General features: G+C 70.8%; 24 protein-coding genes and 1 pseudogene. 14 read left to right on the top strand and 11 right to left on the bottom strand.

All coding sequences use genetic code 11. The annotated features are described in order from the left end of the window. Positions 1-193 precede the first annotated feature (193 nt). Both HW130_RS05760 and HW130_RS05755 read left to right on the top strand, forming a co-directional pair. Positions 194-1,069 (top strand): alpha/beta fold hydrolase, encoded by an 876-nt coding sequence (locus HW130_RS05760; RefSeq protein ID WP_256355905.1) that lies wholly within the window; start codon positions 194-196, stop codon positions 1,067-1,069. Further along, the gene (locus HW130_RS05755) at positions 1,066-1,887 is read left to right on the top strand and encodes a hypothetical protein (protein ID WP_177148312.1); all 822 of its coding nucleotides are present in this window, start codon (positions 1,066-1,068) and stop codon (positions 1,885-1,887) included. Before HW130_RS05760 ends, HW130_RS05755 begins: the two co-directional genes overlap by 4 nt. Before the next feature lie 128 nt (positions 1,888-2,015). Here the strand turns inward: HW130_RS05755 and HW130_RS05750 are convergent, their stop codons facing one another. Continuing rightward, complete coding sequence (locus HW130_RS05750; RefSeq protein WP_177148311.1) at positions 2,016-3,170, bottom strand: site-2 protease family protein; 1,155 nt, start codon at positions 3,168-3,170, stop codon at positions 2,016-2,018. 241 nt (positions 3,171-3,411) lie between these two features. On the opposite strand from HW130_RS05750, the gene HW130_RS05745 reads away from it, so the two are divergent. Further along, a complete protein-coding gene (locus tag HW130_RS05745) occupies positions 3,412-3,879 on the top strand; it encodes an archease (RefSeq protein ID WP_177148310.1) in 468 nt (155 codons plus the stop codon). A 39-nt stretch (positions 3,880-3,918) separates the two neighbouring features. Here HW130_RS05745 and HW130_RS05740 read toward each other — a convergent pair whose 3' ends face one another. Further along, entirely contained in the window at positions 3,919-5,331 is a 1,413-nt protein-coding gene (locus HW130_RS05740; protein ID WP_177148309.1) for an RtcB family protein, read from the bottom strand. Positions 5,332-5,563: 232 nt separating this feature from the next. Here HW130_RS05740 and HW130_RS05735 point away from each other — a divergent pair, with 232 nt between their 5' ends. Together HW130_RS05735 and HW130_RS05730 are read left to right on the top strand one after the other, a co-directional pair. Further along, complete coding sequence (locus HW130_RS05735; protein WP_177148308.1) at positions 5,564-6,142, top strand: TetR/AcrR family transcriptional regulator; 579 nt, start codon at positions 5,564-5,566, stop codon at positions 6,140-6,142. Between the two features lie 44 nt (positions 6,143-6,186). After that, a complete protein-coding gene (locus HW130_RS05730) occupies positions 6,187-6,858 on the top strand; it encodes an enoyl-CoA hydratase-related protein (RefSeq protein WP_177148307.1) in 672 nt (223 codons plus the stop codon). A 343-nt stretch (positions 6,859-7,201) separates the two neighbouring features. On the opposite strand, the gene paaE is transcribed toward HW130_RS05730, so the two are convergent. From paaE to HW130_RS05690, 7 genes and pseudogenes are all read right to left on the bottom strand, one after another. Continuing rightward, on the bottom strand, positions 7,202-8,341 hold the full coding sequence (gene paaE, locus HW130_RS05720; protein WP_177148306.1) for a 1,2-phenylacetyl-CoA epoxidase subunit PaaE: 1,140 nt from the start codon (positions 8,339-8,341) through the stop codon (positions 7,202-7,204). Beyond that, positions 8,341-8,859 carry a 1,2-phenylacetyl-CoA epoxidase subunit PaaD gene (gene paaD, locus HW130_RS05715; protein WP_177148305.1) on the bottom strand — a complete coding sequence of 173 codons (519 nt, stop codon included), beginning with the start codon at positions 8,857-8,859 and terminating at the stop codon, positions 8,341-8,343. The genes paaE and paaD overlap by 1 nt, the downstream gene beginning before the upstream one ends. Further along, on the bottom strand, positions 8,853-9,680 hold the full coding sequence (gene paaC, locus HW130_RS05710) for a 1,2-phenylacetyl-CoA epoxidase subunit PaaC (protein WP_177148304.1): 828 nt from the start codon (positions 9,678-9,680) through the stop codon (positions 8,853-8,855). Before paaC ends, paaD begins: the two co-directional genes overlap by 7 nt. Before the next feature lie 10 nt (positions 9,681-9,690). After that, a complete protein-coding gene (paaB, locus tag HW130_RS05705; RefSeq protein WP_177148303.1) occupies positions 9,691-9,993 on the bottom strand; it encodes a 1,2-phenylacetyl-CoA epoxidase subunit PaaB in 303 nt (100 codons plus the stop codon). Further along, entirely contained in the window at positions 9,990-10,988 is a 999-nt protein-coding gene (gene paaA / locus HW130_RS05700) for a 1,2-phenylacetyl-CoA epoxidase subunit PaaA (RefSeq protein WP_177148302.1), read from the bottom strand. The genes paaB and paaA overlap by 4 nt, the downstream gene beginning before the upstream one ends. Before the next feature lie 208 nt (positions 10,989-11,196). Continuing rightward, positions 11,197-12,420 (bottom strand): thiolase family protein, encoded by a 1,224-nt coding sequence (locus tag HW130_RS05695; protein ID WP_177148301.1) that lies wholly within the window; start codon positions 12,418-12,420, stop codon positions 11,197-11,199. Next, positions 12,413-12,685 (bottom strand): annotated as a pseudogene (locus HW130_RS05690) (phenylacetic acid degradation protein PaaN); the annotation flags it as partial. The pseudogene HW130_RS05690 and the gene HW130_RS05695, both read right to left, overlap by 8 nt. Positions 12,686-12,921: 236 nt before the next feature. On the opposite strand from HW130_RS05690, the gene paaI reads away from it, so the two are divergent. From paaI to HW130_RS05665, 4 genes are all read left to right on the top strand, one after another. After that, a complete protein-coding gene (gene paaI, locus HW130_RS05685) occupies positions 12,922-13,338 on the top strand; it encodes a hydroxyphenylacetyl-CoA thioesterase PaaI (RefSeq protein WP_177148300.1) in 417 nt (138 codons plus the stop codon). Continuing rightward, on the top strand, positions 13,335-14,681 hold the full coding sequence (gene paaK / locus HW130_RS05680; protein ID WP_177148299.1) for a phenylacetate--CoA ligase PaaK: 1,347 nt from the start codon (positions 13,335-13,337) through the stop codon (positions 14,679-14,681). Before paaI ends, paaK begins: the two co-directional genes overlap by 4 nt. Positions 14,682-14,706: 25 nt before the next feature. Then, positions 14,707-15,327, top strand: coding sequence for a TetR/AcrR family transcriptional regulator (locus tag HW130_RS05675; RefSeq protein WP_309140335.1), 621 nt, complete (start codon positions 14,707-14,709; stop codon positions 15,325-15,327). A gap of 553 nt (positions 15,328-15,880) precedes the next feature. After that, positions 15,881-16,237 carry a DUF6191 domain-containing protein gene (locus HW130_RS05665; RefSeq protein WP_177148298.1) on the top strand — a complete coding sequence of 119 codons (357 nt, stop codon included), beginning with the start codon at positions 15,881-15,883 and terminating at the stop codon, positions 16,235-16,237. 268 nt (positions 16,238-16,505) lie between these two features. Here HW130_RS05665 and HW130_RS05660 read toward each other — a convergent pair whose 3' ends face one another. Next, positions 16,506-17,249 carry a hypothetical protein gene (locus HW130_RS05660; RefSeq protein WP_177148297.1) on the bottom strand — a complete coding sequence of 248 codons (744 nt, stop codon included), beginning with the start codon at positions 17,247-17,249 and terminating at the stop codon, positions 16,506-16,508. A gap of 382 nt (positions 17,250-17,631) precedes the next feature. Here HW130_RS05660 and HW130_RS05655 point away from each other — a divergent pair, with 382 nt between their 5' ends. The 3 genes from HW130_RS05655 (at position 17,632) to HW130_RS05645 (ending at position 22,224) form a co-directional block, all read left to right on the top strand. Next, the gene (locus HW130_RS05655) at positions 17,632-20,163 is read left to right on the top strand and encodes a LuxR C-terminal-related transcriptional regulator (RefSeq protein ID WP_177148296.1); all 2,532 of its coding nucleotides are present in this window, start codon (positions 17,632-17,634) and stop codon (positions 20,161-20,163) included. A 162-nt stretch (positions 20,164-20,325) separates the two neighbouring features. Beyond that, the gene (locus tag HW130_RS05650) at positions 20,326-21,033 is read left to right on the top strand and encodes a dioxygenase (RefSeq protein WP_177148295.1); all 708 of its coding nucleotides are present in this window, start codon (positions 20,326-20,328) and stop codon (positions 21,031-21,033) included. Positions 21,034-21,063: 30 nt separating this feature from the next. Further along, positions 21,064-22,224 (top strand): hypothetical protein, encoded by a 1,161-nt coding sequence (locus HW130_RS05645; RefSeq protein ID WP_177148294.1) that lies wholly within the window; start codon positions 21,064-21,066, stop codon positions 22,222-22,224. 265 nt (positions 22,225-22,489) lie between these two features. Here HW130_RS05645 and HW130_RS05640 read toward each other — a convergent pair whose 3' ends face one another. Beyond that, positions 22,490-23,311 carry an SDR family NAD(P)-dependent oxidoreductase gene (locus tag HW130_RS05640; protein ID WP_177148293.1) on the bottom strand — a complete coding sequence of 274 codons (822 nt, stop codon included), beginning with the start codon at positions 23,309-23,311 and terminating at the stop codon, positions 22,490-22,492. A 215-nt stretch (positions 23,312-23,526) separates the two neighbouring features. Between HW130_RS05640 and HW130_RS05635 the strand changes: the two genes are divergently transcribed. Continuing rightward, positions 23,527-24,144, top strand: coding sequence for a PASTA domain-containing protein (locus HW130_RS05635; protein WP_177148292.1), 618 nt, complete (start codon positions 23,527-23,529; stop codon positions 24,142-24,144). Positions 24,145-24,237: 93 nt separating this feature from the next. After that, positions 24,238-24,699 (top strand): DUF1877 family protein, encoded by a 462-nt coding sequence (locus tag HW130_RS05630; RefSeq protein WP_256355902.1) that lies wholly within the window; start codon positions 24,238-24,240, stop codon positions 24,697-24,699. Positions 24,700-24,928 lie beyond the last annotated feature (229 nt).

Genomic DNA, 24,928 nt, shown 5'->3' with positions numbered 1-24,928 from the left:
GCAGGGTGGCGGGCCGGCCTCCGTTGGTTATAGTTGAATCCGGCGTCAGGTTCAACCATTCCTCTGGCGCAACACCGCCCAGAAGCGCCGCGTGCGCTCGCCGGCCGGAATGCTCACCCTCGACCTTGACAATCCATTTCCACGACTGGAGGCTAACCGACCAGTCGGTATGAAGGGGCGGACAGTGACCGAGCTGAGCATCTCCACTGCTGCGGGCGTGTTCGACGCGATCGCGGCGGGCCCGCCCGAGGGCCGCCCCGTGCTGCTGCTGCACGGCTTCCCGCAGACGGGGCTCGTGTGGCAGCGGCAGATCGAGGCGTTGGCCGCGCACGGCTACCGGGTGGTGGCACCCGACCAGCGTGGGTACTCCCCCGGGGCCCGCCCCGAGCGGCCCGAGGACTACCGCATCAGCGTTCTGGTCGAGGATGTCGTCGCGATCACCGAGGAGTTGGGCTGGGCGTCCTTCGACCTGGTCGGCCATGACTGGGGCGGCGCGGTGGCGTGGTGGACCGCCGATGCCCACCCCGGCCGCGTACGCACCCTGACGGTCGTCTCGACGCCGCACCCCGGCGCTCTGGCCACCACCCTGCGTACCGACCCGGACCAGCGAGAACGATCGCGCTACATGATCGACTGGCGCGAAGCGCCCGCGACCGAAGAACGCATGCTCGCGGACGATGCCGAGGCGCTTCGCGCCTCTTACGCCGGAAAGGTCCCGCAGGACAGTGCCGACGCCTATGTGCGGCACCTGTCCCGACCGGGCGCTCTCACCGCGGCGCTGAACTGGTACCGCGCCGGCCGCCCCGACGGCGCGATCGGCGTCATCGACGTGCCCACGCTGTACGTCTGGAGCACGCTGGACAGCGCTTTCGGCCCGGCGGCCGCGCAGGAGACCGGGCAGTGGGTGGGCGGGCCGTACCGGTTCGAGATCCTCCAGGGCGTCAGCCACTGGGTCCCCGAGGAGGCGCCCGAGACGCTGAGCCGCCTGCTGCTCGAGCATCTGCGAGCGCACGGCGAGCAAGGAAGCCAAGTTCCCGACCACCGACTCTCAGAAGAGGTGACCCCGTGAAGACAGCGCGATCAGCCTGGCGCCGGCTCGAGCCCGTACACGCCATGATCTACTTCGCCCCGGAGGCAAGGCGACGGTACGCGGACCTCGGACTGAGCGGACGCGCCGGGTACTTCGCCTCCCGGAGCGCCGCCTTCGGCCGGGCATCCGCTGAGCTGGTCGTCTCGACCTTCTACAACTTCAACCCCGATTTCGTACGGAAGGCGGTCGACGGGGCCTGGGACGCCGCGACGCCGCAGCAGGTGCTGGACGCGCGGCACGCCGCCGCGAGCGAGGCCCTGCGACGAGCCGGGATCCACGAACTCCCCGGTCTGGACGAGGCCCTGACACTGACCCGCCGGGCCGCCGAGGCGGCCTGCGAACACGGACAGGGCCGCCCGCTGTTCGCCGCGCATGCCGCACTGCCGTGGCCGGAGGAACCGGTACTGCAGCTGTGGCACGCCCAGACGCTGCTCCGGGAGTTCCGTGGAGACGGCCATGTCGCGTGCCTGCTGAGCGAGGGCGTCGGGGGCTTGGAGTCCCTGGTGCTGCACGCCGCGACCGGTGAGGTTCCCGTCGACTTCCTCAAGGCAAGCCGTGCGTGGCCGGAGGAGGAGTGGGCCGGCACCCAGGAGCGCCTACGCACGCGAGGTCTCCTCGACGGCGACTCCCTCAGCCCGGAAGGCGTACGCCTGCGCCGGCACATCGAGGACCGCACCGACCGCCTGGCCCTTCCCGCCTACGCCGCTCTGGGTGACGCCGACTGCGAACGCCTCGCCGAACTCGCGAGCCCCTTCGGCCGCGCCGTCGTCGAAGCCGGCCTCCTCAAGATCGGCTGACCGGGCCCTTCTTCCTCCGCCCCGTGCTCGATCTGCTCGAACCGACTCACCCACGTCGACGAGTGGATGCGACGTCAGCGGCACCCGCGCAGGCTCGCGGCCGCTGATCAACGACCACGGGGGCTGGATCAGTTGTCCGTGTCCTTGTTCGTGTCGTTGTCCGTACCGCGGAGTGAGTGGCGCTGGACGAGCCGGGCGATGTCACGTGCGGTGATGATGCCCACCAGGAGCCGGCCCTCGGTGACGAGGACCCGCATGGCGTTCCTGCCCGGGCCCGCCTTTTCGAGAACGTCCGCCAAGAGGTCGTCCGGCGCGCAGGTGGTGCACTGCGACAGCGGGGTCGCGATGTCACGCACATGCAGTTCCTCGCGCTGCGAAACGGGGACCTTCGCGAGCTGCGACAGGTCGACCAGGCCGCTGGTGCGGCCCTCGAAGTCGATCAGGGGCAGGGCGGAATGGCGGGCCCGCATCGCCACGTCGTCGACACAGCGTTCCACGGTGAGCCAGTCGGGGCAGGTCTCCACAGGGCTCGACATGGCGTCAGCCGCTCGTACCCCGTGCAGGGCTGAGGCCATTCCGGCCTGCCGTCGCTCCGCGTTGGCGACGATCAGGACGAAGAAACCGATGACCATCAGCCACAGACCGCCCAAGGCACCGCGCAGGACGGAGATCCAGCCGCCGGCGATCAGCAGGAAGCCGAGGACCTGCCCACTGCGTGCGGCTGCTCGTTCGGCCCGGTCCCGGTCTCCGGTACGCCACCAGATCACGGACTGCACCACACGCCCTCCGTCGAGCGGCGCGGCGGGCAGCAGATTGAACACTCCCAGCAGGAAGTTCACCCACGCCAGCCACGCCAGGACGGCCGCCGGCACCGCCCAGCCGAACAGCGCGTTGAGCCCGACGCCTGCGCCGAGCGCCGCTGCGCCGACGACGAGGCTGGTGAGCGGCCCGCCGACGGCTACCAGGAAGGCCGCGCCGGCCGTGCGCGGCTTGCCCATCTGGGTCATCCCGCCCAGCGCCCAGAGCGTGACGTCCTGGACAGGGATGTCCTTCCTCCGGGCGATGATCGCGTGCGCGGCCTCATGAGCCAGCAGGCTTCCGATGAGCAGCAGGGCCCCCACCAGGCCGGCGACCATGTATGTGGCGTTCGACCGGTCCGGAATCCAGGCGGGGAGCGTCTGGGTTGCCAGGCTGTATCCGAAGAGGACCACGAGCAGGGGCACGGTCCAGTGGATGCGCAGCGGCACGCCGAATACTTGTCCGATCCGTACCGAGCCGTTCATCTCCGTCTCCCATGACTGAAGCGGGCGGTCCTCCGCCCGAGCTGCGGCCCTCGGGGCGCTCCCGGGGATCGGATCAGTACGGTGTCCGCCCTACTCAAAGTGTTGCTCGGCGGTCCGGTGCCCGGGGCCGCCAACAGCAGCGCTGCCTGCTCGCTTTACGCCACGGTCCGCCGCTGCTCGGCGCCTGCCTGCCCACACCATCGATGCTGCCCCGGGCACGGACCGGGCACATGATGGAGACATGGCCGACGACACACAGGACGACGCACAAGGTGACAGGCGGGCGGGCAGGCAGGGGGCGAGCGGTCACCGGACGGTCCCGCACACGGCGGATGTGCGGATCGAGGCCTGGGGGGCGAGCCGGGAGCAGTGTCTGGCGGAGGCCGTGCTCGGGATGGTGGGGTGCTTCGCGGACGTCTCCGGAGTGCGGCCGACCGCGGTGCGGCAGGTGGAGCTCGCCGAGTCCGACGACGACGATCTGCTGATCGCCTCCCTGGACGAGGTCATCTTCCGGCTGGAGGTGCACGGCGAGGTGCCGGTGGATGTGGAGGCGGAGGCGACGGACGGGGGACTCGACGTACGGCTGGCCGTGACCGACGTGGCGGCGGTACGGATCATCGGCGCCATGCCCAAGGCCGTGTCGTGGAGCGATCTGCGCCTTGCCCCGGATCCGTACGGCTGGTCCTGCGCGGTGACGGTCGACGTATGACGGGCTGATCCAGGACCGTCTGAGCCCTGACGGTCCGACCTACCCCTTCACCACACCCAGCGGGACCAGCCGGACCACCTTGCGGCACAGCCCCGCGCCCTCGCTCGCCTCCACCACGGCGGAGACGTCCTTGTACGCCTCCGGGGCCTCCTCGGCCAGGCCCTGCAGGGACGCACCGCGTACCGCGATCCCCTGCGCCTCCAGGCGGGACCGCAGCTCCCGGCCGCGCACCGCCCGCACGGCCGCATGCCGGCTCAGGACCCGGCCGGCCCCGTGACAGGTGGAATGGAACGCGTCACCGCCGGGGACCCCGGTCAGGACATACGAGGCGGTGCCCATGGTGCCGGGAATGAGCACCGGCTGCCCGGCCCCGCGCAGGTCGTCCGGCAGATCGGAGTGGCCGGGCGGCAGCGCCCTGGTGGCCCCTTTGCGGTGGACGCACAAGGTACGCGGTTGCCCCCGCACGAGATGCGTCTCGATCTTGGCCAGGTTGTGGGACACGTCGTAGACCAGGGAAAGACGGGCCCCCAGCTCGCGGCGGAAGACGCGGCGCGCCGCCTCGGAAAGAAGCTGACGGTTGGCGCGCCCGTAATTGGCCGCGGCGCTCATCGCACCGAGATACGCGCGCCCTTCCGGCGAGTCGACCGGAGCGCAGGCGAGCTGCTTGTCGGGAACCGTGATGCCGTGCCGCGGCATGGCCAGGTTCATCGTCCGGACATGGTCCGTACAGACCTGGTGCCCCAGACCGCGCGAGCCGCAGTGGATCATCAGGCAGATCTGGCCGAGGGCGAGTCCGAAGGAGGCGGCGACGGGCTCGTCGTAGACCTCCGCGACCTCCTGCACCTCCAGGAAGTGGTTGCCCCCGCCCAGGCTGCCGACCTGCCCGAGCCCCCGCTCCGCCGCCCGCTCGCTCACCTGCGTCACGTCCGCGTCGGGTACCGCCCCGTTGTCCTCGCAGCGGCTCAGGTCGCGCGGCTCTCCGTGGCCCATCTCGACCGCGTACCGGGATCCCCCCTCCAGTACCCGTTCGAGCTGAGCAGTGCTGCCCAGCTGCCAGACCGCGCCGCGTCCGGCACCGCGTGGGGTGGCCCAGCCCAGTCCGTCCATCAAGGGGGACAGCACCGGCGCGAGGTCCTGCCGGTCGCAGTCGGCGGCCAGCAGCCGCACGCCGCAGGAGATGTCGAACCCGACACCGCCGGGTGAGACCACTCCGCCCTCCTCGACGTCGGTCGCGGCCACCCCGCCGATGGGGAAGCCGTAGCCCCAGTGGACGTCCGGCATCGCGTACGAGGCCGTCACGATGCCCGGCAGCGTCGCCACGTTGGCGACCTGCTCCAACGACTTCTCGGCGTCCCGCAGCAGCCTGCGCGAGGCGAACACGATCCCGGGCACCCTCATGTCGCGCCGCGGATCGATGCGGTAGCGGTACGGGCGCTCCTCCACGATCTCCATGGCAGCCTCCAGGGTTCTTTCTTCCAGGGTCCGCCGTTTCCCGGTGGCCGCCGAACCGGGCCCGGGCGCGAGTGCCGGCGTACGCGCGCGCCTTCCGCCCCAGCCACAGCCGCTCTTGCATGTTCTATGGCATACCCCATAAGTTACTGACTGGTAGATCGCTTGGTGGGCCGCATGGTCATGGGGAAGGTGGTGAGCAGTGAGCCCGCGCAGGAGTGAAAACCGTGACCGGATGATTCTCAGTGCTGCTGCTCTGCTGCGCGAGTACGGGGCGAGCGCGACCAGCATCGACCGGGTGCTCGCACACAGCGGAGCCCCTCGGGGCTCGGTGTATCACCACTTCCCCGGCGGGCGGGCGCAGCTCATCGACGAGGCGGTGGCACTGGCGGGGGACTTCATCGCGGGCCTGATCGACGCCGCCATGCAGGCGGATGATCCGGTGCAGGCCGTCGACGCGTTCTTCGTGCTGTGGCGCGACCGGCTCGTGGAGAGCGGCTTCCGGGCCGGCTGCCCGATCGTGGCGGTGGCCGTCGAGACCAACGACGACGCACCCCAGCTGGCCCGTTCCGCCGCCGCCGTCTTCGCCCGCTGGCAGGAGGCCCTCGCGGGCCTCTTCCTGCGGCACGGCCTGGCCGAGGAACGCAGCCGCAGACTTGGTGCCTTCATCATCGCCGCGGTCGAAGGCGCGGTGATCATGTGCCGGGCAGAGCAGAGCACCGCCCCGATCGAGGCGGCCGCCGCCGAGATCCACGACCTGCTCCTCCACGCCCTGCGCGACCGCCCCGGTGCCGAACCCGGGCCCCGGCCGTAGTCCGCAGCCACTTCACCTCATCAGCTCAGTTCGAAGGAGTCGCCATGCCCTCGCTCGACCGCCACGACAACGTCTTCGTCCTCGACCTCGGAGACGGAGAGAACCGCTTCCACCCCGACTGGCTCACCGCCGTCAGCGCCGCGCTCGACGAGGTGGAGAAGGCGGAAGGCCCGCGCGCCCTGGTCACCGCCGCCACCGGCAAGTTCTACTCCAACGGGCTCGACCTGGACTGGCTGTTCGCCCATGCCGACCAGCACCAGGACTACGTCGTCTGCGTCCATGAGCTGTTCGCGCGGATGCTGTCGCTGCCGGTCGTCACGGTGGCCGCGCTGCAGGGGCACACCTTCGCCGCCGGCGCGATGTTCTCCCTCGCCCACGACTTCCGCGTGATGCGGGCAGACCGCGGCTACTGGTGCCTGCCCGAAGCGGACATCAACATCCCCTTCACCCCCGGCATGGCCGCCCTGATCCAGTCCCGTCTGGCGCCGCAGACCGCGCACGAGGCCATGCTCACCGCCCGCCGCTACGGCGGCACCGACGCCGCGGCCGCCGGCATCGTCGACCAGGCGGTCAGTGAGGACGCCGTGCGCTCCACTGCCATCGAGATCGCCCAGGCGCAGGTGAACAAGGCCGGCGACACCCTCGGCACCATCAAGGCCCGGATGTACGCCCCCGCCCTCGCAACCCTGCGCGACACCTCCAACCCGCTCGGCTGACGAGCACTTCACCGACCGCCACCCGCGCCCCGGGCTCACCCCGGGGCGCGGGCTGCCAGCTGCCCACCGCATGAGGAGACAGGGCCGATCCGGGCATCGGCCCACGCCGGACCAGGCCCTGGCAGCCGCAGACCAACGGCAGGGTCGAACGCTTCCACCGCACCCTGCTCGAGGAAGACACGCGAATGCTCTGCCACGGACGGGGTCGGGCACTGAGATGTCCACCAGTCCGCGGACCGTCACGTCACTCCGCGTCAGGCAGACATGATCACGCCGGAAGAGGCGTCGGCTCGATCGGGGGTCACGATGCCCGAGGCGGCGCCCTGGCCTTGCCGACGGTCCCTCAGCTGTCGAAGTCGACCGTCAGGGCGTCCGAGACCGGAAAACTCTGACAGGTCAGTAGGTACCCGGCGTCGACCTCGGCCGGTTCGAGCGCGTAGTTCCGACGCATGTCGGCCTCGCCGTCCGTGACCCGGGCTCGACAGGTGCCGCACACTCCGCCCTTGCATGCGAAGGGCAGGTCCGGGCGGACCCGCGCAGCCGAGTCGAGGATCGTCGCACCGCGGGCGAGTCGGAAGGTGGTGGAGCGGCCGTCGAGCGTGATGGTGACCTGGCTGACCGGCCCGTCCGCCAACGCTTCCTCATGACGGACCGGCCGCACCGGCTCGTCGTCGGCGAAGAACAGCTCCTGGTGGATCCGGTCAGCGGGCACACCGAGACCGGACAGCACCTGCTGGGCGTCGCGGACCATGCCATGGGGTCCGCACAGCCACCAGTGATCAGCCCCCTGCACATCGACCAGGCCGTCGACGAGTGCGCCGAGACGGTCGGCGTCCAGGCGGCCGGAGAGCAGGTCGGCCTCGCGGGGCTCGCGGGACAGGACGTGGGCGAGCTGGAAGCGCGCGCGGTACAGGTCCTTCAGATCCGCGAGTTCGTCGGCGAACATCACGGTGTCGGTACGCCGGTTGCCGTAGAAGAGCGTGACCCGTGAGCGGTCGTCCGCGGCGAGCACCGACTCGGCGATGGAGAGCATCGGTGTGATACCGGAGCCGGCCGCGATCAGCACATGGTGGGCGGGGACGGTCAGGTCGGGCGTGAAGGCACCGGTCGGGACCATGACCTCGACGGTGTCGCCCGGGCGCACCTCGTGGACCAGCCAGGAGGAGAACAGCCCGCCGGGCACGACGCGCACGCCGATCCGGGGGCGCGAGCCGGCCGGGGAGCAGATGGAGTACGAGCGCCGCTCGTCCCGACCGTCGACCTCCCGGCGCAGGGTGAGCGACTGGCCGGGGGCGAAGGCGAACTCCTCGGCCAGCTCCGCCGGGATCTCGAAGCCGACCGCCGCCGCGTCCTCGCACAGCCGCTGGACCTCGACGACGCGCAGGGAGTGGAAGGCCGGGCGGCGGCGGGCACGCCTCGCCACGGCAGGAGCAGCGGCAGGAGCAGCGGCAGGAGCAGCGGCAGCGGCCATCAGGTCTTCCATCAGATCTCCTTGACGTACTCGTACGGCTCGCGGCAGGCGCGGCAGCGCCACAGGGCCTTGCAGGATGTGGCGGAGAAGCGGGACGTCTCCTCGGTGTCGGCCGAACCACAGCGCGGGCACGGCACCACGCGTCGCGTCGGCGACAGCACCAGCGGCATGGGCCCGCAGGACGCGTGCCGCGGCGCGGGGCCCGGGGGTGCGATGCCGTGTTCGGCGAGCTTGCGGCGGCCGGCCGCGGTGATCCAGTCGCTGGTCCACGGCGGGTCGAGGACGGTACGGATCTCCACGCGCGCGTATCCGGCGGCCCTGAGCCGCGCGGCCACGCCGGCACGCATCTCGGCCATGGCGGGGCAGCCCGAGTAGGTCGGGGTCAGGCTCGCGACGACCGTCCCGTCCGGACTGGTCGTCACGTCCCGCAGGACGCCCAGATCGGCGAGCGTGAGCATGGGCAGCTCGGGGTCGGGCACCTGCTCGGCGATGCGCCGGGCGCGCCGCGCGTCCAGCAAGGTGGTCACCATGTCGCCTCCGGGTGAGCACGAGCCACGCTCTGCAGCTCGGCCAGCAGCGGCGCGAGGTGCTCGGTGCGGTCGCCGCAACGGCCCGATCCGGACAGCGGCCGGTACACCGGCATGGGCAGTCCGGCCGCCTCGGTGACCTGGCGCAGGACCGCGACGACCTCCTCCCGGACGTCGTGCGCGGCGAACAGCTCCCCCAGATACGGTTCGACTTGTTGCAGGGCTGCCCGCATCCGCCGGTGGGACTCCTCGGTGCCGTCACCCAGGCGCACGGCCCACTCCGCGGCGTACTGCCGGTGGTACGTCAGCTCCTTGACGCCCTTCGCGGCGATGGCGGCGAGCACCGGGTCGGGTGACTCGCTCAGCTTGTCGAAGTGCGCGAGGCGCCAGCTCGACAGCACCAGGAGCCGTACGACGGAGAACGCGAAGTCGCCGTTGGGCAGCTCGGCCAGGCGTACGTTGCGGAAGTCATCGGCGTCGCGGAAGTAGGCGTACGCGTCCTCGTGGCGGCCCGTGCCGTCGACCTGGCCGGCACGCGCGTACAGCAGACGGGCCTGGCCGAGCAGGTCGAGGCCGATGTTGGCCAGCGCCACCTCCTCCTCCAGCTCCGGGGCGCGGGTGGTCCACTCGGCCAGCCGCTGGGCCGACACCAGGGCGTCGTCGCCGAGCGCCACGCAGTCCGCGGCCAGCAGACCGGCGTCGACCCCCTCCGGCACGGCGGTGCTCACGCCGTACAGCGGGTCCTCGAAGCCGGTGCCGAACGCCCAGCGCGCGTCGTCCTCGTGTCCCTCGGCAAGGGTCATGTAGACGTGGTCGTCACTCATGCCCTGCTCCTCAGATGTGCGGGACGTCATCGGGGATGTCGTAGAAGGTCGGATGGCGGTAGACCTTGTCGGCGCTGGGGTCGAAGAACGGGTCCTTCTCGTCACGCGTGGACGCGCCGATGTGCTCCGAGCGCACGACCCAGATGCTCACGCCCTCGTTGCGCCGCGTGTACAGGTCGCGCGCGTGGGTGAGGGCCATCCGTTGGTCGGCCGCATGCAGGGAACCGACGTGCACGTGGTTCAGCCCGCGCTTGCCGCGGACGAATACCTCGTACAGCGGCCAGCCGCCCTGCGATCCCTCGGTGTTGCTCATGCTGATGCTCCTTCCTGTGCCCGGGCCGCCTGCCTGGCCGCGTGGGCGCTCGCCGCCTCGCGCACCCAGGTGCCCTCCTCATGAGCGGTGCGTCGCCGCTCCATTCGCTCCGCGTTGCAGGGCCCGTCACCACTGATGACCCGCTGCAGCTCGGACCAGTCCGGGGTGCCGAAGTCGTGGCGACCACGCTCCTCGTTCCAGCGCAGATCGGGGTCGGGCAGCGTGACGCCGAGCCTCTCGGCCTGCGGGACGGTCATGTCGACGAAGCGTTGGCGCAGCTCGTCGTTGCTGTGCCGCTTGATCTTCCAGGCCATCGACCGCGCGGAATTCGGCGATTCGTCGTCGGGCGGGCCGAACATCATCAGCGACGGCCACCACCAGCGGTCCACCGCGTCCTGGACCATCGCCCGCTGGGCGTCGGTGCCGCGCATCATCGTCATCAGCAGCTCGTAGCCCTGCCGCTGGTGGAACGACTCCTCCTTGCAGATCCGCACCATCGCCCGCGCGTAGGGCCCGTACGAGCTGCGGCACAGCGGCACCTGGTTGCAGATCGCGGCACCGTCCACGAACCAGCCGATCACACCGACGTCGGCGAAGGACGGCGTCGGGTAGTTGAAGATCGATGAGTACTTCTGCCGGCCTTCGATCAGCCGGTCGGTCAGCTCCGCTCGGTCCGCGCCCAGCGTCTCCGCCGCCGAGTACAGGTACAGACCGTGCCCGGCCTCGTCCTGGACCTTGGCGAACAGGATGGCCTTGCGGCGCAGGGACGGCGCCTTGGTGATCCACTCGCCCTCCGGCTGCATGCCGATGATCTCCGAGTGGGCGTGCTGTGCGATCTGCCGGATCAGCGTCTTGCGGTAGCCCTCGGGCATCCAGTCCCGCGGCTCGATCCGCTGGTCCTTCGCGATCGTCGCGTCGAAGTGTCGCTGGAGCTCCGGCTCGGCGCAGCCGGCGGAGGAGGAGGCGGGCGACGCGTCGGGCTGTGGTGCAGTCATCGAAACCAACTTCCCTACCGACCATTCGTTCGGTCGATGATACGACGAGTTCCTTGTGCTCGGGCAAGTCCCGAGCCTCGTTGCGCCGGAGCGCCTTGACCTCCGCGCAGCGGGTTGTACTCGGCTCGCACGATGGCGAAGGCGGTGGCCGGCCTGGTCTCCAGGGCGTCATCGCGCTCCTCGACCAGGAGCGTCTCGTATGCGGTGGTCAGACGCGCTCCACGAGCATCGCGACGCCCTGGCCGACGCCCACGCACAGGGTGGCCAGGCCGCGCCGGGCGTCCTCGCGCTCCAGCCGTCCCAGCAGGGTCAGGAGGATGCGGGCGCCCGAACAGCCCAGCGGGTGGCCCAGGGCGATCGCGCCGCCGTCGGCGTTGACCTTCTCCTCGTCCAGCTTCAGACGGCGGATCACGGCCAATGCCTGCGCGGCGAACGCCTCGTTCAGCTCGACGGCGTCCAGGTCGCCGGTCCCCCAGCCCGCGCGGGCGAGGGCCTTCTCGGTGGCGGGAACCGGGCCGAGACCCATCAGGTTGGGCTGTACGCCGGCCGAGGCGGAGGTGACGATCCGGGCCCGCGGGGTGAGCCCGTAACGCTCGACGGCCGCTGCGCTCGCCACCACCAGCGCGGCAGCGCCGTCGGAGAGCGGCGAGGCGGAACCGGCGGTGACGATGCCGTCCTTGCGGAAGATCGTGCGCAGGCCGCCCAGCTTCTCCAGGGTCGTGGTCGGCCGCGGCCCCTCGTCGCGGGTCACCTGACCGTCCTTGACCGGCACCGGGACGATCTCGCGGTCGAAGCGCCCGGCCTCCTGCGCGGTGACGGCCCGCTGGTGGCTGCGCAACGCGAAGGCGTCCGAGTCGGCACGGGTGATGCCGTCGAGCGCGGCGACCTCCTCGGCCGTCTCCCCCATCGACAGGGTGACCTTCACCGTCTCGGGACCGTTGCCGGCGGGCACCTGGCGGTCGGCGGCGGCGAAGCGCGGGTTGGTGAAGCGCCAGCCCAGCGACGTGTCGTGCACTTCGCCCGGCTTGGCCCACGGAGTCCCGGGCTTCGCCATCACCCACGGTGCCCGGGTCATGGACTCCACCCCGCCGGCGACCACCAGCTCGGCCTCGCCGGACCGGATCGCCTGCGCGGCATTCGCGACCGCCGTCAGCCCGGAGGCGCACAGCCGGTTCACGGTGTAGCCGGGCACGCTGTCCGGGAGCCCGGCGAGCAGCACGGCCATGCGAGCCACGTCCCGGTTGTCCTCGCCGGCCTGGTTGGCCGCGCCGAGGATCACCTCGTCCACGGCTCCCCCCGGAATCCCGGCGCGCCGGACGGCCTCGCCGATCACCAGGGCGGCCAGGTCGTCGGGACGCACGGAGGCGAGCACGCCGCCGTAGCGTCCCTGCGGGGTACGCGCCCCGTCGATCAGGAAGACGTCGTCAGGCACGGGCGGACTCCTCAAGGGGAAGGGGCCGGCGCGACTGCAGTGTCGCGAAGCGGCCGGTGACGAACGCGGGGTCGGACAGGGTGGCGCCGGCCGCCGGGTCGGCGGCGCTGCCGTGGAAGTCGCTGAAGGCGGCGGACTGGTTGACGAAGACCCCGCCGGTGAGGTTCTCCGACAGATGGACTCCGGCGTCCAGCGCCGCCGACTCGGCGGCGGCCGGCACCTCTTCGCTGATGGAGTGGACGGCCGCGGTCAGCGCACCCTGCTCGGTGGCGAAGCCGTAGACCTTCGTGCTGGGCGATTCCGGGTACGGCGTCCAGTGGTCCCGGCTCGCCGTGGCGGCCACCGCCTGGTCCAGCAGCGGACGATGGCGCGCGAGGAAGTCGGGGCGCTGGAGGGTCTCGTGGGGCATACGGTCCACCTCTTGACACGCAGTGGTGATGCTGGATTACTTGGCCGTGCCGCACGCTAACCGAATGTTCGGTCGGTTCACAAGGTGGTGAAATGGTGCCGCAGGCCACTGACGCGGGGGCCGGCCCCCCGGAGACGACGTCCAGAAGTCTCGGCATCGAGCTGCTGGAGCACGGCGAAGGGACCGCCGAGCTCCGCATGACCGTGACCCCGGCGATGGTCAACGGACACAAGATCGCCCACGGCGGCTGTCTGTTCCGGTTCGCCGACACGGCCTTCGCCTGCGCCTGCAACAGTCGCGGCCCCGTGACCGTCGCGGCCGCGGCCGACATCGACTTCATCGCTCCCGCGTACGAGGGCGACGTCCTGGTGGCCGTCGCGAGGGAGCGCACCCGGTTCGGCCGCAGCGGCATCTACGACGTGAGCGTCCGGCGCGGCGACGAGGCGATCGCAGAGTTCCGCGGCCGCAGTCGCAGTGTCAGGAGCACGAAGACGAAGGAGTCGCGATGAGCAGTGAACTGACACCCCCGGCGGTCGCGGGAGCCCACCTCGGAGAGCCGCTCCCCCAGGAGCTGCTGGACGACGGCGAGCGGATGACGCGCGAGCAGCTGACAGAGCTCCAACTCGACCGTCTGCGAAGGAGCTTGAAGCACGCTTACGAGAACGTCGAGCGGTACCGGAAGAAGTTCGACGAGGCCGGGGTCAGGCCCGACGACTGCCGGTCACTGGACGACCTGGCCCGGTTCCCCTTCACCACCAAGGCCGATCTGCGGGACACCTACCCCTTCGGCATGTTTGCCGTCCCCATGGCCGATGTCCGCCGTATCCACGCCTCCAGCGGGACCACGGGCCGCCCCACCGTGGTGGGCTACACGGAGAACGACCTGTCGATGTGGGCCGACGTGATCGCCCGCTCGATCCGCGCCGCCGGTGGCCGCCCCGGGCACAAGGTGCACATCTCGTACGGCTATGGGCTGTTCACGGGTGGTCTCGGCGCGCACTACGGGGCGGAGCGGGCCGGTTGCACCGTCATCCCCGCCTCGGGCGGCATGACCGCACGCCAGGTGCAGATCATCCAGGATTTCCAGCCGGAGATCATCATGGTCACCCCCTCCTACATGCTCACGCTCCTCGACGAGTTCGAGCGTCAGGGCGTCGACCCTCGCTCCACATCGCTGAAGGTCGGCATTTTCGGCGCCGAGCCGTGGACCGAGGAAATGCGCCGCGAGATCGAGGAGCGCATGAACATCCATGCCGTCGACATCTACGGCCTGTCCGAGGTGATCGGCCCCGGTGTGGCGCAGGAATGCGTGGAGACCAAGGACGGGCTGCAGGTGTGGGAGGACCACTTCTACCCCGAGGTCGTCGACCCGATCACCGGTGAGGTGCTGCCCGACGGCGAGGAGGGCGAGCTCGTCTTCACCTCTCTCACCAAGGAGGCGCTGCCCGTCATCCGTTACCGTACGCGCGACCTGACCCGGCTGCTGCCCGGCACCGCCCGGCCCGCGTTCCGCCGTATCGAGAAGATCACCGGCCGCTGCGACGACATGATCATCCTGCGCGGGGTGAACATCTTCCCCAGCCAGATCGAGGAGATCGTGCTGCGCACCCCCGACGTCTCCCCCCACTTCCAGATCCGGCTGAGCCGGCGCGAGCGGATGGACCACATGACCGTCCGCGTCGAAGCACGCCCCGGCACCGGCCCCGGCCAGCGCGATGCCGCCGCCCGGGCGATCGCGCAGGGGGTCAAGGACGGCATCGGCGTGACAGTCGAGGTGGCGATCGTCGACCCGGAGACCCTGGAGCGCTCGGTCGGCAAGCTCCGCCGGGTCCAGGATCTGCGGCAGGCGTGATCTGCAGGGTTGTCACAATGGCCCCGTGAGCAGAACACCTGTGCAGAGCCGCGCCCACCGTCAGGGCCGCCCCAGCTACGACCGCGACTCCCTGCTGGAGGTCGCGGTCACGGTCTTCAACGAGCGCGGCTACGACGGCACAGGCATGGAAGAGCTGGCCAGGCGCCTGGGGTTGAGCAAATCGAGCATCTATCACCACGTGTCCGGCAAGGAGGAGCTCCTCGGCCTCGCCGTCGGTCGCGCGCTGAAGGCGCTCTTCGCCGTGCTCGACGAGGTGTCGGACCCGGCCGCCACGGCGACCGCCCGACTGGAGCACGTGGTGCACCGCAGCGTCGAGGTGCTCGCCGCCGAGCTGCCGTACGTCACCCTGCTGCTCCGCGTCCGCGGCAACAGCGATGTCGAACAGCAGGCCCTGGAACAGCGCCGCGAGTTCGACCACCGGGTCGCCGAGCTGGTGTCCCGTGCGGCGGCCGAGGGCGGCGTACGCGATGACCTCGATCCGCATCTGATCAGCCGGCTGTTGTTCGGCACGGTCAACTCCCTCATCGAGTGGTACCGGCCGGAGGGCGGGCTGCCGGTGGCCGCGCTGGCGGACGCCCTGACGGCAGTCCTCTTCGACGGCCTTCGCGGCAGGCCCGGGAGCTGACCCGGAGGGCCCTGGACGCGCGGGCAGGCCGGGACCAGATCTTTCGTCGCCTCTGTACCCGCAGGAACGAAGCTGAGCGGACCGTCGACGCGCTCAAGAGCTTCCGAGCTGTGGCGACCCGGTACGACAAGAGAGCGTTCGTCTTCCGAAGCCGGCCTGCTCCCACGGCTCCGCCATGCGGTGGATCTCCATGGCGGCGCCTCCGCCGCATGGGGGAAGCGGATCATGCGCCGGCCCGATCCCTGCGCGCTGCGGATCCACAACAGTGATCCCATGCCGATCAGCGAGACGAGTCCGACGACGGTGGTCGAGGGGCCGAGCGGCCTGTGCCGCTCTGGGCAGAGCGCATGGCCCGCGAGATGGGAAGCCACCACCTATCGGGTGACATACGACGCTGCCGGGCCGGCTGCCGGAGTGTCTGTGCGAGCGGTCCACGCCCGGACCGATGTCCGGCGTCCCGTGTTCTCCCAGTCCGTACGTCCGATGAGAACCACGCCGGCCCTTTCCCCGTTTCACGGCTGTCGACTGTGTCGAGGACGATGAGGGACCATCAGTGACGATTTGGCTCACGTCGTTCCCGGCGTTCGCATGTCTACTGGTCTTGTTCGCCCTGGTGGAGAGCGCGTGGCGATGGTTCACGGGGCTGGGCTTGATCCCGTGGCTACGCAGGCGCACGGGGCGGTCGTTGTCGAACACGGCCTTCGACGAATTCACAGCGGTCGTGAACGGAAACAAGACGGTTGAGCTGAAGCAGCGGCGGGTGGAGCTGCTGCTGCGGGACGACGAGAGCGACGGTGCGCCGCCTCGCTCCAGCATCGACCTGACCAAGGGCACCGCGTTCATCGTGTTGCCACAGGAAGCGGACAGCCCGTGCGCGGACAGGCGCGATGCCCGTGAGGGCCGGCGGTGAGACGACAGCGGCATGCTGCTGGTCGACTGGGCGCTCTGCATATTCCGTATCCCGGCTTCTCGGACGCCCTGTCCATCAATGCGGCGTGGCAGATGCCGGCTTCCACGTGCCGGGCGGTCGGCACCTACGCTCGCTGAGCGTGCGCGGCGTCAAGGGCAAGTTCTTCTTCTGTGCCGGCGATGGTGGTGCCCCGGCTCTCGGCCGGTCAGGAGACGGGCTGCCTGGGCCGCCCGCCGCCTTGTGGTCACGGACAGCGACACCAACGCATTCACTGCGGGGTTTCGCGGCTCGATCGCCGACCGCGCTGCCGCATTCCGGTGATCAGGACTCCGAAGGCGAAGACCAAGACGACGACGAAGAAGGCGAGACCCAGGGCATCCTGAAGCCCACTTGCCAGACCGCTGTAGCCGACGTCAACCCCGATGACCACCGAGAAGACGCCCGCGAGAACTGCCGCCCAGCCCAGCACGCCCGGGACCAGACGGGCAGCGATCAACGCAGCCCCGAAAAGCGCGAAGGCCGACCCCAGCAGAATGCGGAAATAGCTCTGAAACCCCCACTCGAGCCAGCGCACCGTCTCGGCATCGGCGAATCGGATCTGCTTGTCCAACCCCGATGCGCCGGCCCAGGCATCGACGGCCTGCTTCAGCCCCACGCCGTCCAGACCCTGCAGAACAGCCCAGGCCGCAGCAGTTGCCACAGTCGCCGCAGCCGCGAAATACGCGAGCAGACGGGACCGGCCGACGCCGCGCAGGGCGCGGTGGAGAACAAGCAGACCACCGAGCGCGACGAGGACGCCGATGAACTGGCCGAGATGGACCGCGACCCATGCGTCGCTGTCGGCGTACTCAGTGAAGATCGCCTGATGATTGTCTTCCTCTCCCGACGGGTGCAGCGACGTCGCAATGACGTTGATGAGGAAGCCCGCGACCATGAGCCCGCCGGCGATGGTCAAATCGCTGTCTGCCGAGTCGGCCGTCTCCACCCCTCGTGCAGATGCTGCAGCTGGCATCCACCCTCCTTCTGCGTGGGAGCAGCCACCGTAAGGCGAACCGGGTGACGCCGACGGTTTTCACCGTCGCGCCACTCACTCGAACGAGGTCTGGTCACCGCCGATTGCGCCGACTTCGTCGCCGGGAGCAAGCCCGCCCTGGTCGCGGCATCACCTGATGCGGACGGTGCGTACCTCGTCGGAGCACTGACCAGCGGAGCATGGGCACAGGAGACTGCCCGGCGCACGGCGGAACGGGTTCAGTCGCCTGAGCGGGACCAGCAGCCGTGCACAGCGAGCGCAGAGCGGGCCCGCTCAGACCGTGCTCAGCCGCCGTGGGGCGTGGCTCACGTTCTCCTGAGACGGTGGTGCCGGGTGCGGCTGGTCGGCAAGGATTCGACGGATGAGTCCGAGTCGAAAATGCGAGGAGTGCGGGAGAGAGCTGCCCGGCAAGGACCGGCGTACGGGACGTGCGCCGGCGCAGGGCGGCCGACCCGCCCGCTACTGTTCCGCCGCCTGCCGACAGCGAGCCTTCCGCCGCCGCTCGGCCGAGGACGGCACGGGCCGCACGCAGCCGCGCGCCGCGGCCGGGACCCCGATACCGGCGACGCCCGTGCGGGGCCGGGAACTGCCGCGCGCACTCGACTCCTTCGTCGGCCGCAGCCGCGAACTGTCCCGGCTGCGCATCCTGATGAGGTCGGCGCGGCTGCTGACCCTCACCGGCCCCGGCGGAGTCGGCAAGACCCGCCTCGCGCTGGAATTCGCCGGGAGCATGCGCGGCGGCGCCGACGGCCGGGCCCAGTTCGTCGAGCTGGACTCGTTGCACGACGGCAACCAGCTGCCCCAGGCCGTCGGCGCCGCACTCGGCCTGGGCGAACGCGGCGGCCGCAGCGGCGTGGAGATGCTCGCCCACACCCTGGGCGAACGCTCGATGCTTCTGATCCTGGACAACTGCGAGCACCTGGCCGAGCCGTGCGCGCAGCTGGCCGCGGCTCTGCTGAGCCGGTGCCCCCGCCTGCGGATCCTCGCCACCAGCCGCGAGGTGCTGCGGGTCCCGGGCGAAGTGGTGTTCCGGGTCGGCGAACTCTCCCTGTCACCGCTCGCCTCCGAGAACGACCCGGCAGCCGTGCTGCAGGCCGACGCCGTACGGCTCTTCGTGGAGCGCGCCGCCGGCCGCGTACCCGGATTCGCGCTGGACGCCGGCAACGCCCGTACGGTGGCGGAGATCTGCCGGCGTCTCGACGGTATGCCGCTGGCCATCGAGCTGGCGGCCCGCCGCACCGGAGCCCTTCCGCTGAGCGACATCCTGACCGGTCTGGACGACCAGCTCGCGCTCCTGACGGACGGCAGCAGGACCGGGCCCCGCCGGCATCGCGAACTGGCCGCGGCAATCGACTGGAGCCATCGATTACTGGACCCGGAGGAGAAGACCCTCTTCCGCCGTCTCGCCGTCCTCGTCGGCGGATTCGACGCCGTGGGCGCGGCCGCGGTCTGCGCCGACGGCGAGGTGCCGCCGCGTGACGTGCTGCGCGTGCTGTGCGCCCTGGAGGCCAAGTCCTTGATCGTACGGCTGCCGGGGACCGAAGAGACCGCGAGATTCAGGCAGTTGAGCGCCATCCGCGCCTATGCGCTCGACCGGCTCGCCGACTCCGGCGAACTGCAAGGGACCTGGCAGCGGGCCCTGGACTGGCTGACCGGTCTGCTGGAGCCCACCGCCGGCCGGCTCTTCGCCGACCAGATCGGCGGAGCACCGGCGAGGGAACGGGAGAACCTCGCGGCGGCAGTCGCCTACGCCACCGACCGCGACGGCAGGCCACCCCTCGGACTGGCCCTCGCGCTGGCGCGGGTGCGCTTCCAGCAGGAGCAGCTGACGGCCGCCCGCGCCCTGCTGACCCAGGTACTCGCGCAGGGCGACGGCTCCGCGCACGGCGGTGCGGCACTGGCGCTCGCCGCACGAGCGGCCTGCCAGCAGCAGGACCCCGCGGCCGCACTGCACTTCGCGGAGCAGGCGGTGGAGATCGAGCGGCGGCGCGACACCCCCACCGCACTGGCCAACGCCCTGGACGCCCGGGCCGCCGCCCTGGTATGCGGCGGTCAGTTCGTCCGTGCCGTCGCCGACTTCGCGGAGTGCCTGGACATCGTCGCCACACTCGGCAGCCCCCGCGACACCGCGTCGTGCCGCCACCATCTGGCCTGGGCGCTGCTGCACATCGGCGAGGCGGCCGAGGCCGACGAGCTGATGGCGTCCTGCCTGCCGGTGCTGCGGGGACAGTCCTCCTGGGCCCAGTCGGCGGCCGCCCTGCACACCGCCGGTGCGATCCGGCTCGCCCTGGGCGACGCCGAGGCGGCCCAGGGCCTGTTCGCCGAGTGCCTGCGCACGGTGCCCGACGAGAGCTTCCACGCGCTGTATCCACTGGAGGGGCTTGCCGTCGTGGCGGCCGAGCGTGGCCAGATGAAGCGGTCACTGCGGCTGTTCGCGGCCGCCGCGCAGGCGCGCAGGCGGCTGGACACGGAGCCGGAGGCCGAGTGGCGACGGCAGGTCGAGTCGGCGAGGGCCGGAGCGGCGGCGGCGCTGACCCCGGCGGGACGGGACACCGCGGTGGCCCAGGGACGCGGGATGGGCTGGGAGCGGCTGATCGCGTACGCCCTGCGCGGCAACGGCGAAGATGTGACGCCGGCCGTCCGTGTGGACAACGGGCAGTCCCCGCTCACAGGGCGGGAGATGACGGTGGCGGCGCTGGTCGCCGAGGGACTGACCAACCGCGAGATCGCCGCTCGTCTGGATCTGTCGGCGAGTACGGTCTCAACCCACCTCGACAACGTACGGGACAAGCTGGGCATGCGCTCCCGCACGCGGATCGCGCTGTGGGTGGCCGGAAGGGCGAAGCGCCGGGCCGCCCCCGCGCAGGATCCGCGCGGCGGCGAGGTTTCGTAACGCCGTCAAGCCGCCGGTCATCCGATCGATCCGCACGCCCACCGCAGCGACCACGCTGACGTGTAACAGGGCATTCCAAGGGCCCGAGGGTGTGGAGCTGCTACCCGACGGCCTTCCCCCACGGAATGCCCTGCCTGGACAGTGATCCGGCAAGGAGACGCGATGCGGCACGACCACGATGCGGACGGCGAACACACGAGTTCGAGGCGGGCGTTCATCAGAACGACCTCGGTGGGCATGACCGCCGCCCTTGTGGCGACGAGTGCGGCCGGTGCCTCCCTGGCGGCACCGGTGAGCCCGGTGCAGGAGGCACGCGCGGCGGGGCGCCCGCTCGCCGTCACGCCGGCCTGTGACGGTCACGAGACCCCGGCGGCGACGGAGGGCCCGCTGTTCAAGCCGCAGTCCCCCGAGCGGACGGACTTCATCACCCCCGCTGTCAGCGGAGTGCGGCTCGATCTGAGCGGCATCGTCTACGACACCGCCTGCAAGCCCCTGCCCGGGTCGCTCATCGAGTTCTGGCAGTGCGACCAGAACGGCGACTACGACACCGCCGGCTTCTCGCTGCGCGGACACCAGTACACCAACAGCAGGGGGGCGTTCCGGCTGCGCACGATCATCCCCCGGGACTACTGGGGCCGTTGGGGCAAGCGGGCGCCCCACATCCACACCCAGGTCCAGGCCCCCGGCGGACCGGTGCTCGTCACCCAGCTGTACTTCCCCGACGACACCCAGGCGTACGGAAGGGACTTCGCCGAGCTCAACGCCTCGGACCGACTCCTCAACCGGGCCTGCACGATCACGTTGGCGGGCCCGCAGGGCGGCGGTTACACCGGCGCCTTCGACTTCGTCATCCAGACCACGGCCACGTAGCCGACCGCCGATCACCCAAGGATTTCCGTGATGAATACGAGCAAGTCATCCCGGCGCCTGCACCTCGGTCGGCGGCCGCTGGTGGCGGCGCTGGCCGCAGGCGCCATCGCGGCCGGGGGCCTGATCGCCGCCGGCTCGGGCTGGGCCGGACCCGCGCCCGCCGCCGAGGACGCGGCGGCCGCACCGGCGCGGGTCGCCGGGCAGTGGCAGTCGACCAAGGTCCCGGTCACCAAGGGCGACATCACCGCCGTGGCCGCGCTCAGCGACAAGCAGGCCTGGTCCGTCGGCTACCGGCTGAAGAGCGACAACGAGCTGGAGGCCCTGGCCCTGCACTGGGACGGCACCTCCTGGACGCAGCAGTCGACGCTGCCGGACGGCAGTTTCCCGCAGGCACTGGCCGTACGGTCGGCCAGTGACATCTGGGCGGTCGGCGCGACGGCGGCCCACTGGGACGGCACCTCCTGGACCACGCGCCGTCTCGACCGTGACCCCGCGGGCCGGTTGACACCCGACGCGGTGGTGACCACGTCCGACGGGAAGGCCTGGACGGCCGGCCGCGCCGTGCCGCAGGGCATCAAGAACGGGGTCCCGGCCATCCAGGCGTGGGACGGCACGGCCTGGCGCCGACAGACCCTGCCCGACGTCGGCAAGGGCGAACTCACCAGCCTCACCGCCGTCGCACCGGACGACATCTGGGCGGCGGGCACGTCCTTCGCCACCGACGACACAGCGGAGACGGCCCTGCTGCTGCACTGGGACGGCACCACCTGGACGTGGGCCGCCGCACCCACCGCTGCCAAGGACGAGCACCGATGGCTCAGCGGCATCACCGCACTGGGGCCGGACGACATATGGGCGGTGGGCGGTTCGACGTCCAAGGACGGCGATCACCCCTACGCGGTGCACTGGGACGGCGAGAAGTGGACCGACGTTGCCACACCCGAGATCGCCGACGGCCGGCTTCGAGCCGTCGGCAGGGCCGGGGACGGCGAACTGTGGGCGGTCGGCGGCAAGGGCGCCGTCTCACTCGCCCTGCGCTTCGACACGCAGCAGCGCCGCTGGGAGAAGGCAGCCGATCCCGGTGTGGTGGTGCGAGGGTTCACCACTGTGCCGAGCACCGCAGACCTGTGGACGGTGGGCATCGCCAAACAGGGCGACCTCGTCCCGGCGGTGACACGCTTCACCGGCTGACCGGCACCATGAACCGGGCCCGGACCGCACGCCACGGTCCGGGCCCGTACCCATGCGGACCGTCATGCGCGCTTGCGCTCTTGGAGCGAGGCCGGCTCGAAGCACGGTCGAGGACTCCGAGTGCCTCGGGCGTCCTGGGCATCGCCGTATGGGGCTCGCTGCTCAGCCGCTGCCACGAGCGTTGTTCATTTGTCAGACAGGACCCTGGCTCGGAACCCGGCGATACCCCGGGAGGTTCAACGAGGCCGGGCGAAGGCTGAGCAGACTAGGAGAGCCATGCGCTGGTCAGGGCCTGCACGGCCGAGCCGTCGCCGTCCGTGAGCTTCACGGCGGTGAACGCGCGCGCGGCGTCCGAGGTCTGTACCCGGAAGGCCGGCTGCTCGGCCTCCAGCAGCTCGACGATCGGCGCCGCCGCGCCCTGCGGCGTCTGCGCGGCGGCGAAGGCGTCGCGGGTGCGGGCCAAATAGGCGGCCAACGCGGGCGCATACGGGCCTGCCTGCTCCACCACGGTGTCGCGGCCGGCCACGTTGCTGACGAACTCGCTGGCCACCGCGCCCGGCTCGACCACGCTGACGGCCACTCCGACTGTCGCCGCGACCGGGGCGAGCGACTCCATGAAGCCCTCGACCGCGAACTTGGCCGCGCAGTACGCCTCGTTGAACGGCTGGCCGACCACGCCGCCGACGCTGGTCACGGTCACCACGCGGCCCTTGCTCGCACGCAGCATGGGCAGTGCCGCCTTGGTGACGTGCAGGACGCCGAAGAAGTTCACCTCCATGACGGCGCGCACGTCCTCGACACCCTCCTGCTCGAGCGTGCCGAGGTGGCCGGCGCCGGCGTTGTTGACCAGCGCGTCCAGACGGGCGAGGCCGGCTAGGCAGGCTGCGACAGAGGCCGGGTCCGTCACGTCCAGCGCGCGGACCTCGACGCTCACCCCGGCCGCCTCCGCCGCCGCCAGCAGCGGGCCGGCCTTGGTGGTGTCGCGCATGGTGGCGACGACGTGCCAGCCGCTCTGCGCAGCGGCGACTGCGGTGGCCAGGCCGATGCCCGAGGAGGTGCCGGTGATCAGGACGGTCTTCACGCTCATCTTCAGCCTCTACTTATGCTTCGTAACTACTCTGGTTCATGACTATGGAACCGAGGCGTCGCGATCCGTCGGCACGGCCGCGGCGTGCCGCCCGGCCAAGTTCTGCATTCTGGCGGTCAACGCCCGGTTCCGGGACGGCCTTCGTCGTTTCCGCCCCATGTTGCGTGTACCTCGGCATGATGGGCGCTCTTATCCGCAATGTCCTTGGGGGACCCATGCGCACCCGCATCACCACAGCCGCTGTGCTGCTCCTTGCTGCCCTCACCGCCTGCGGGCCCACCGACTCCGGCGCCGAAACAGCACCGAGCGGCAACGACAAGGCGTCGGCCGGCACGGAGAAGAAGCCTTCCACCGAGTCGGCCGCCCTCCCCGACATGGTGGGCAAGGGGCTGCAGAGCGCGCAGGACGAGGCGCAGGCAGCCGGCTTCTACACGCTCACGTCGCACGACGCACTCGGCCGGGGCCGGAATCAGGTCCTCGACCGAGGCTGGAAGGTCTGTTCTCAGACCCCGGCGCCCGGCCGGCACCCGACCGACGCGAAGGTCGACTTCAGCACGGTCAAGCTGGACGAGGACTGCCCGTCGGGCGGGGATCAGGCAGAGCCCGGGGAGGCCGGCGGAGCCATGCCGAACTTCGTGGGCAAGTCGGTCAAGGTCGCCCGCCAGTCTCTCGACAGCTCGACAAGCATCACGGTGAACGACGCATCGGGGCAGGACCGCATGGTGCTCGTCGAGTCGAACTGGCAGGTCTGCTCCACGGATCCAGCTGCCGGCACGAAGCTCGACGGGCAGCCCGTGACGTTCGGCGCAGTGAAGTTCGGCGAGAACTGCTGACCTGTCGGGCGCACGCTGTACCGCTCGTGCCTGCGGTGTGCTGTCACCACAGCGTCGGCGTCGGTGGTGCCATGTAGTTTGCCGGGCGTGAGTATGTGGATCTACTCTCAAGGGCTCGAATCCTCCGGGCTGCCCGAGGACGCGGCGGGCTTTGAGGCCCTATTCGATGTCGAGTTCGACGAGCTGCGCCGACGGGTCCGAGCCGGAGGCGCAGTATGGCTGGAGAGCGGCTTCTTCCAGCTGAACGAACTTTACTGGCCCCGGTCGGAGCCGGGTGGCGACCGGGAGCTCCCCGTCTTCGGTGGCCGACACATACCGGACCCCGGCGGCGGCCCGGGCCATGCGGTGCTCGAGCCACCGGAGGTGGCGCGCGCGGCGGCGTACCTGGAGGGGGTGTCGTTTCCGGACCGATGGCAGAAGTGGCGGCAACTGCCCTCGTCCCACTCGGATGAAGAGCTGCGGGAGCGCCTGGCTGAGTACCACGAGGACCTACGAGCCTTCTACGCCAGGTCGGCGGAGCGGGGCTGGTCGGTGGTCAAGCACTTCTCGTTCTGACCCGCCCGGGATTCCCAGATCGGGCCGCTCAGCCGGCCGGCTGAAGCACCCCGTCACACACCTCCACAGCCAGGCGGCCGGCCGCATCGGTCAGAGCGCGCAGCTGCGCTGCTGCCTGTGGGGTGGCTTTGTTCACCGACTTTCGGTTCCGGCTCATGTCCTGTGTGGCGAAGCAACGCCAAGTCCGGTGGCGCCTGACCATGCCCGACCACGCCCGCCACCCGGTGCG

This window comes from Streptomyces sp. PKU-EA00015, from assembly GCF_013387495.1.
Taxonomy (GTDB): Bacteria; Actinomycetota; Actinomycetes; order Streptomycetales; family Streptomycetaceae; genus Streptomyces.
Note: the sequence above shows the minus strand (reverse complement) of the source record. Positions and strands in the feature narration are given on the sequence as shown.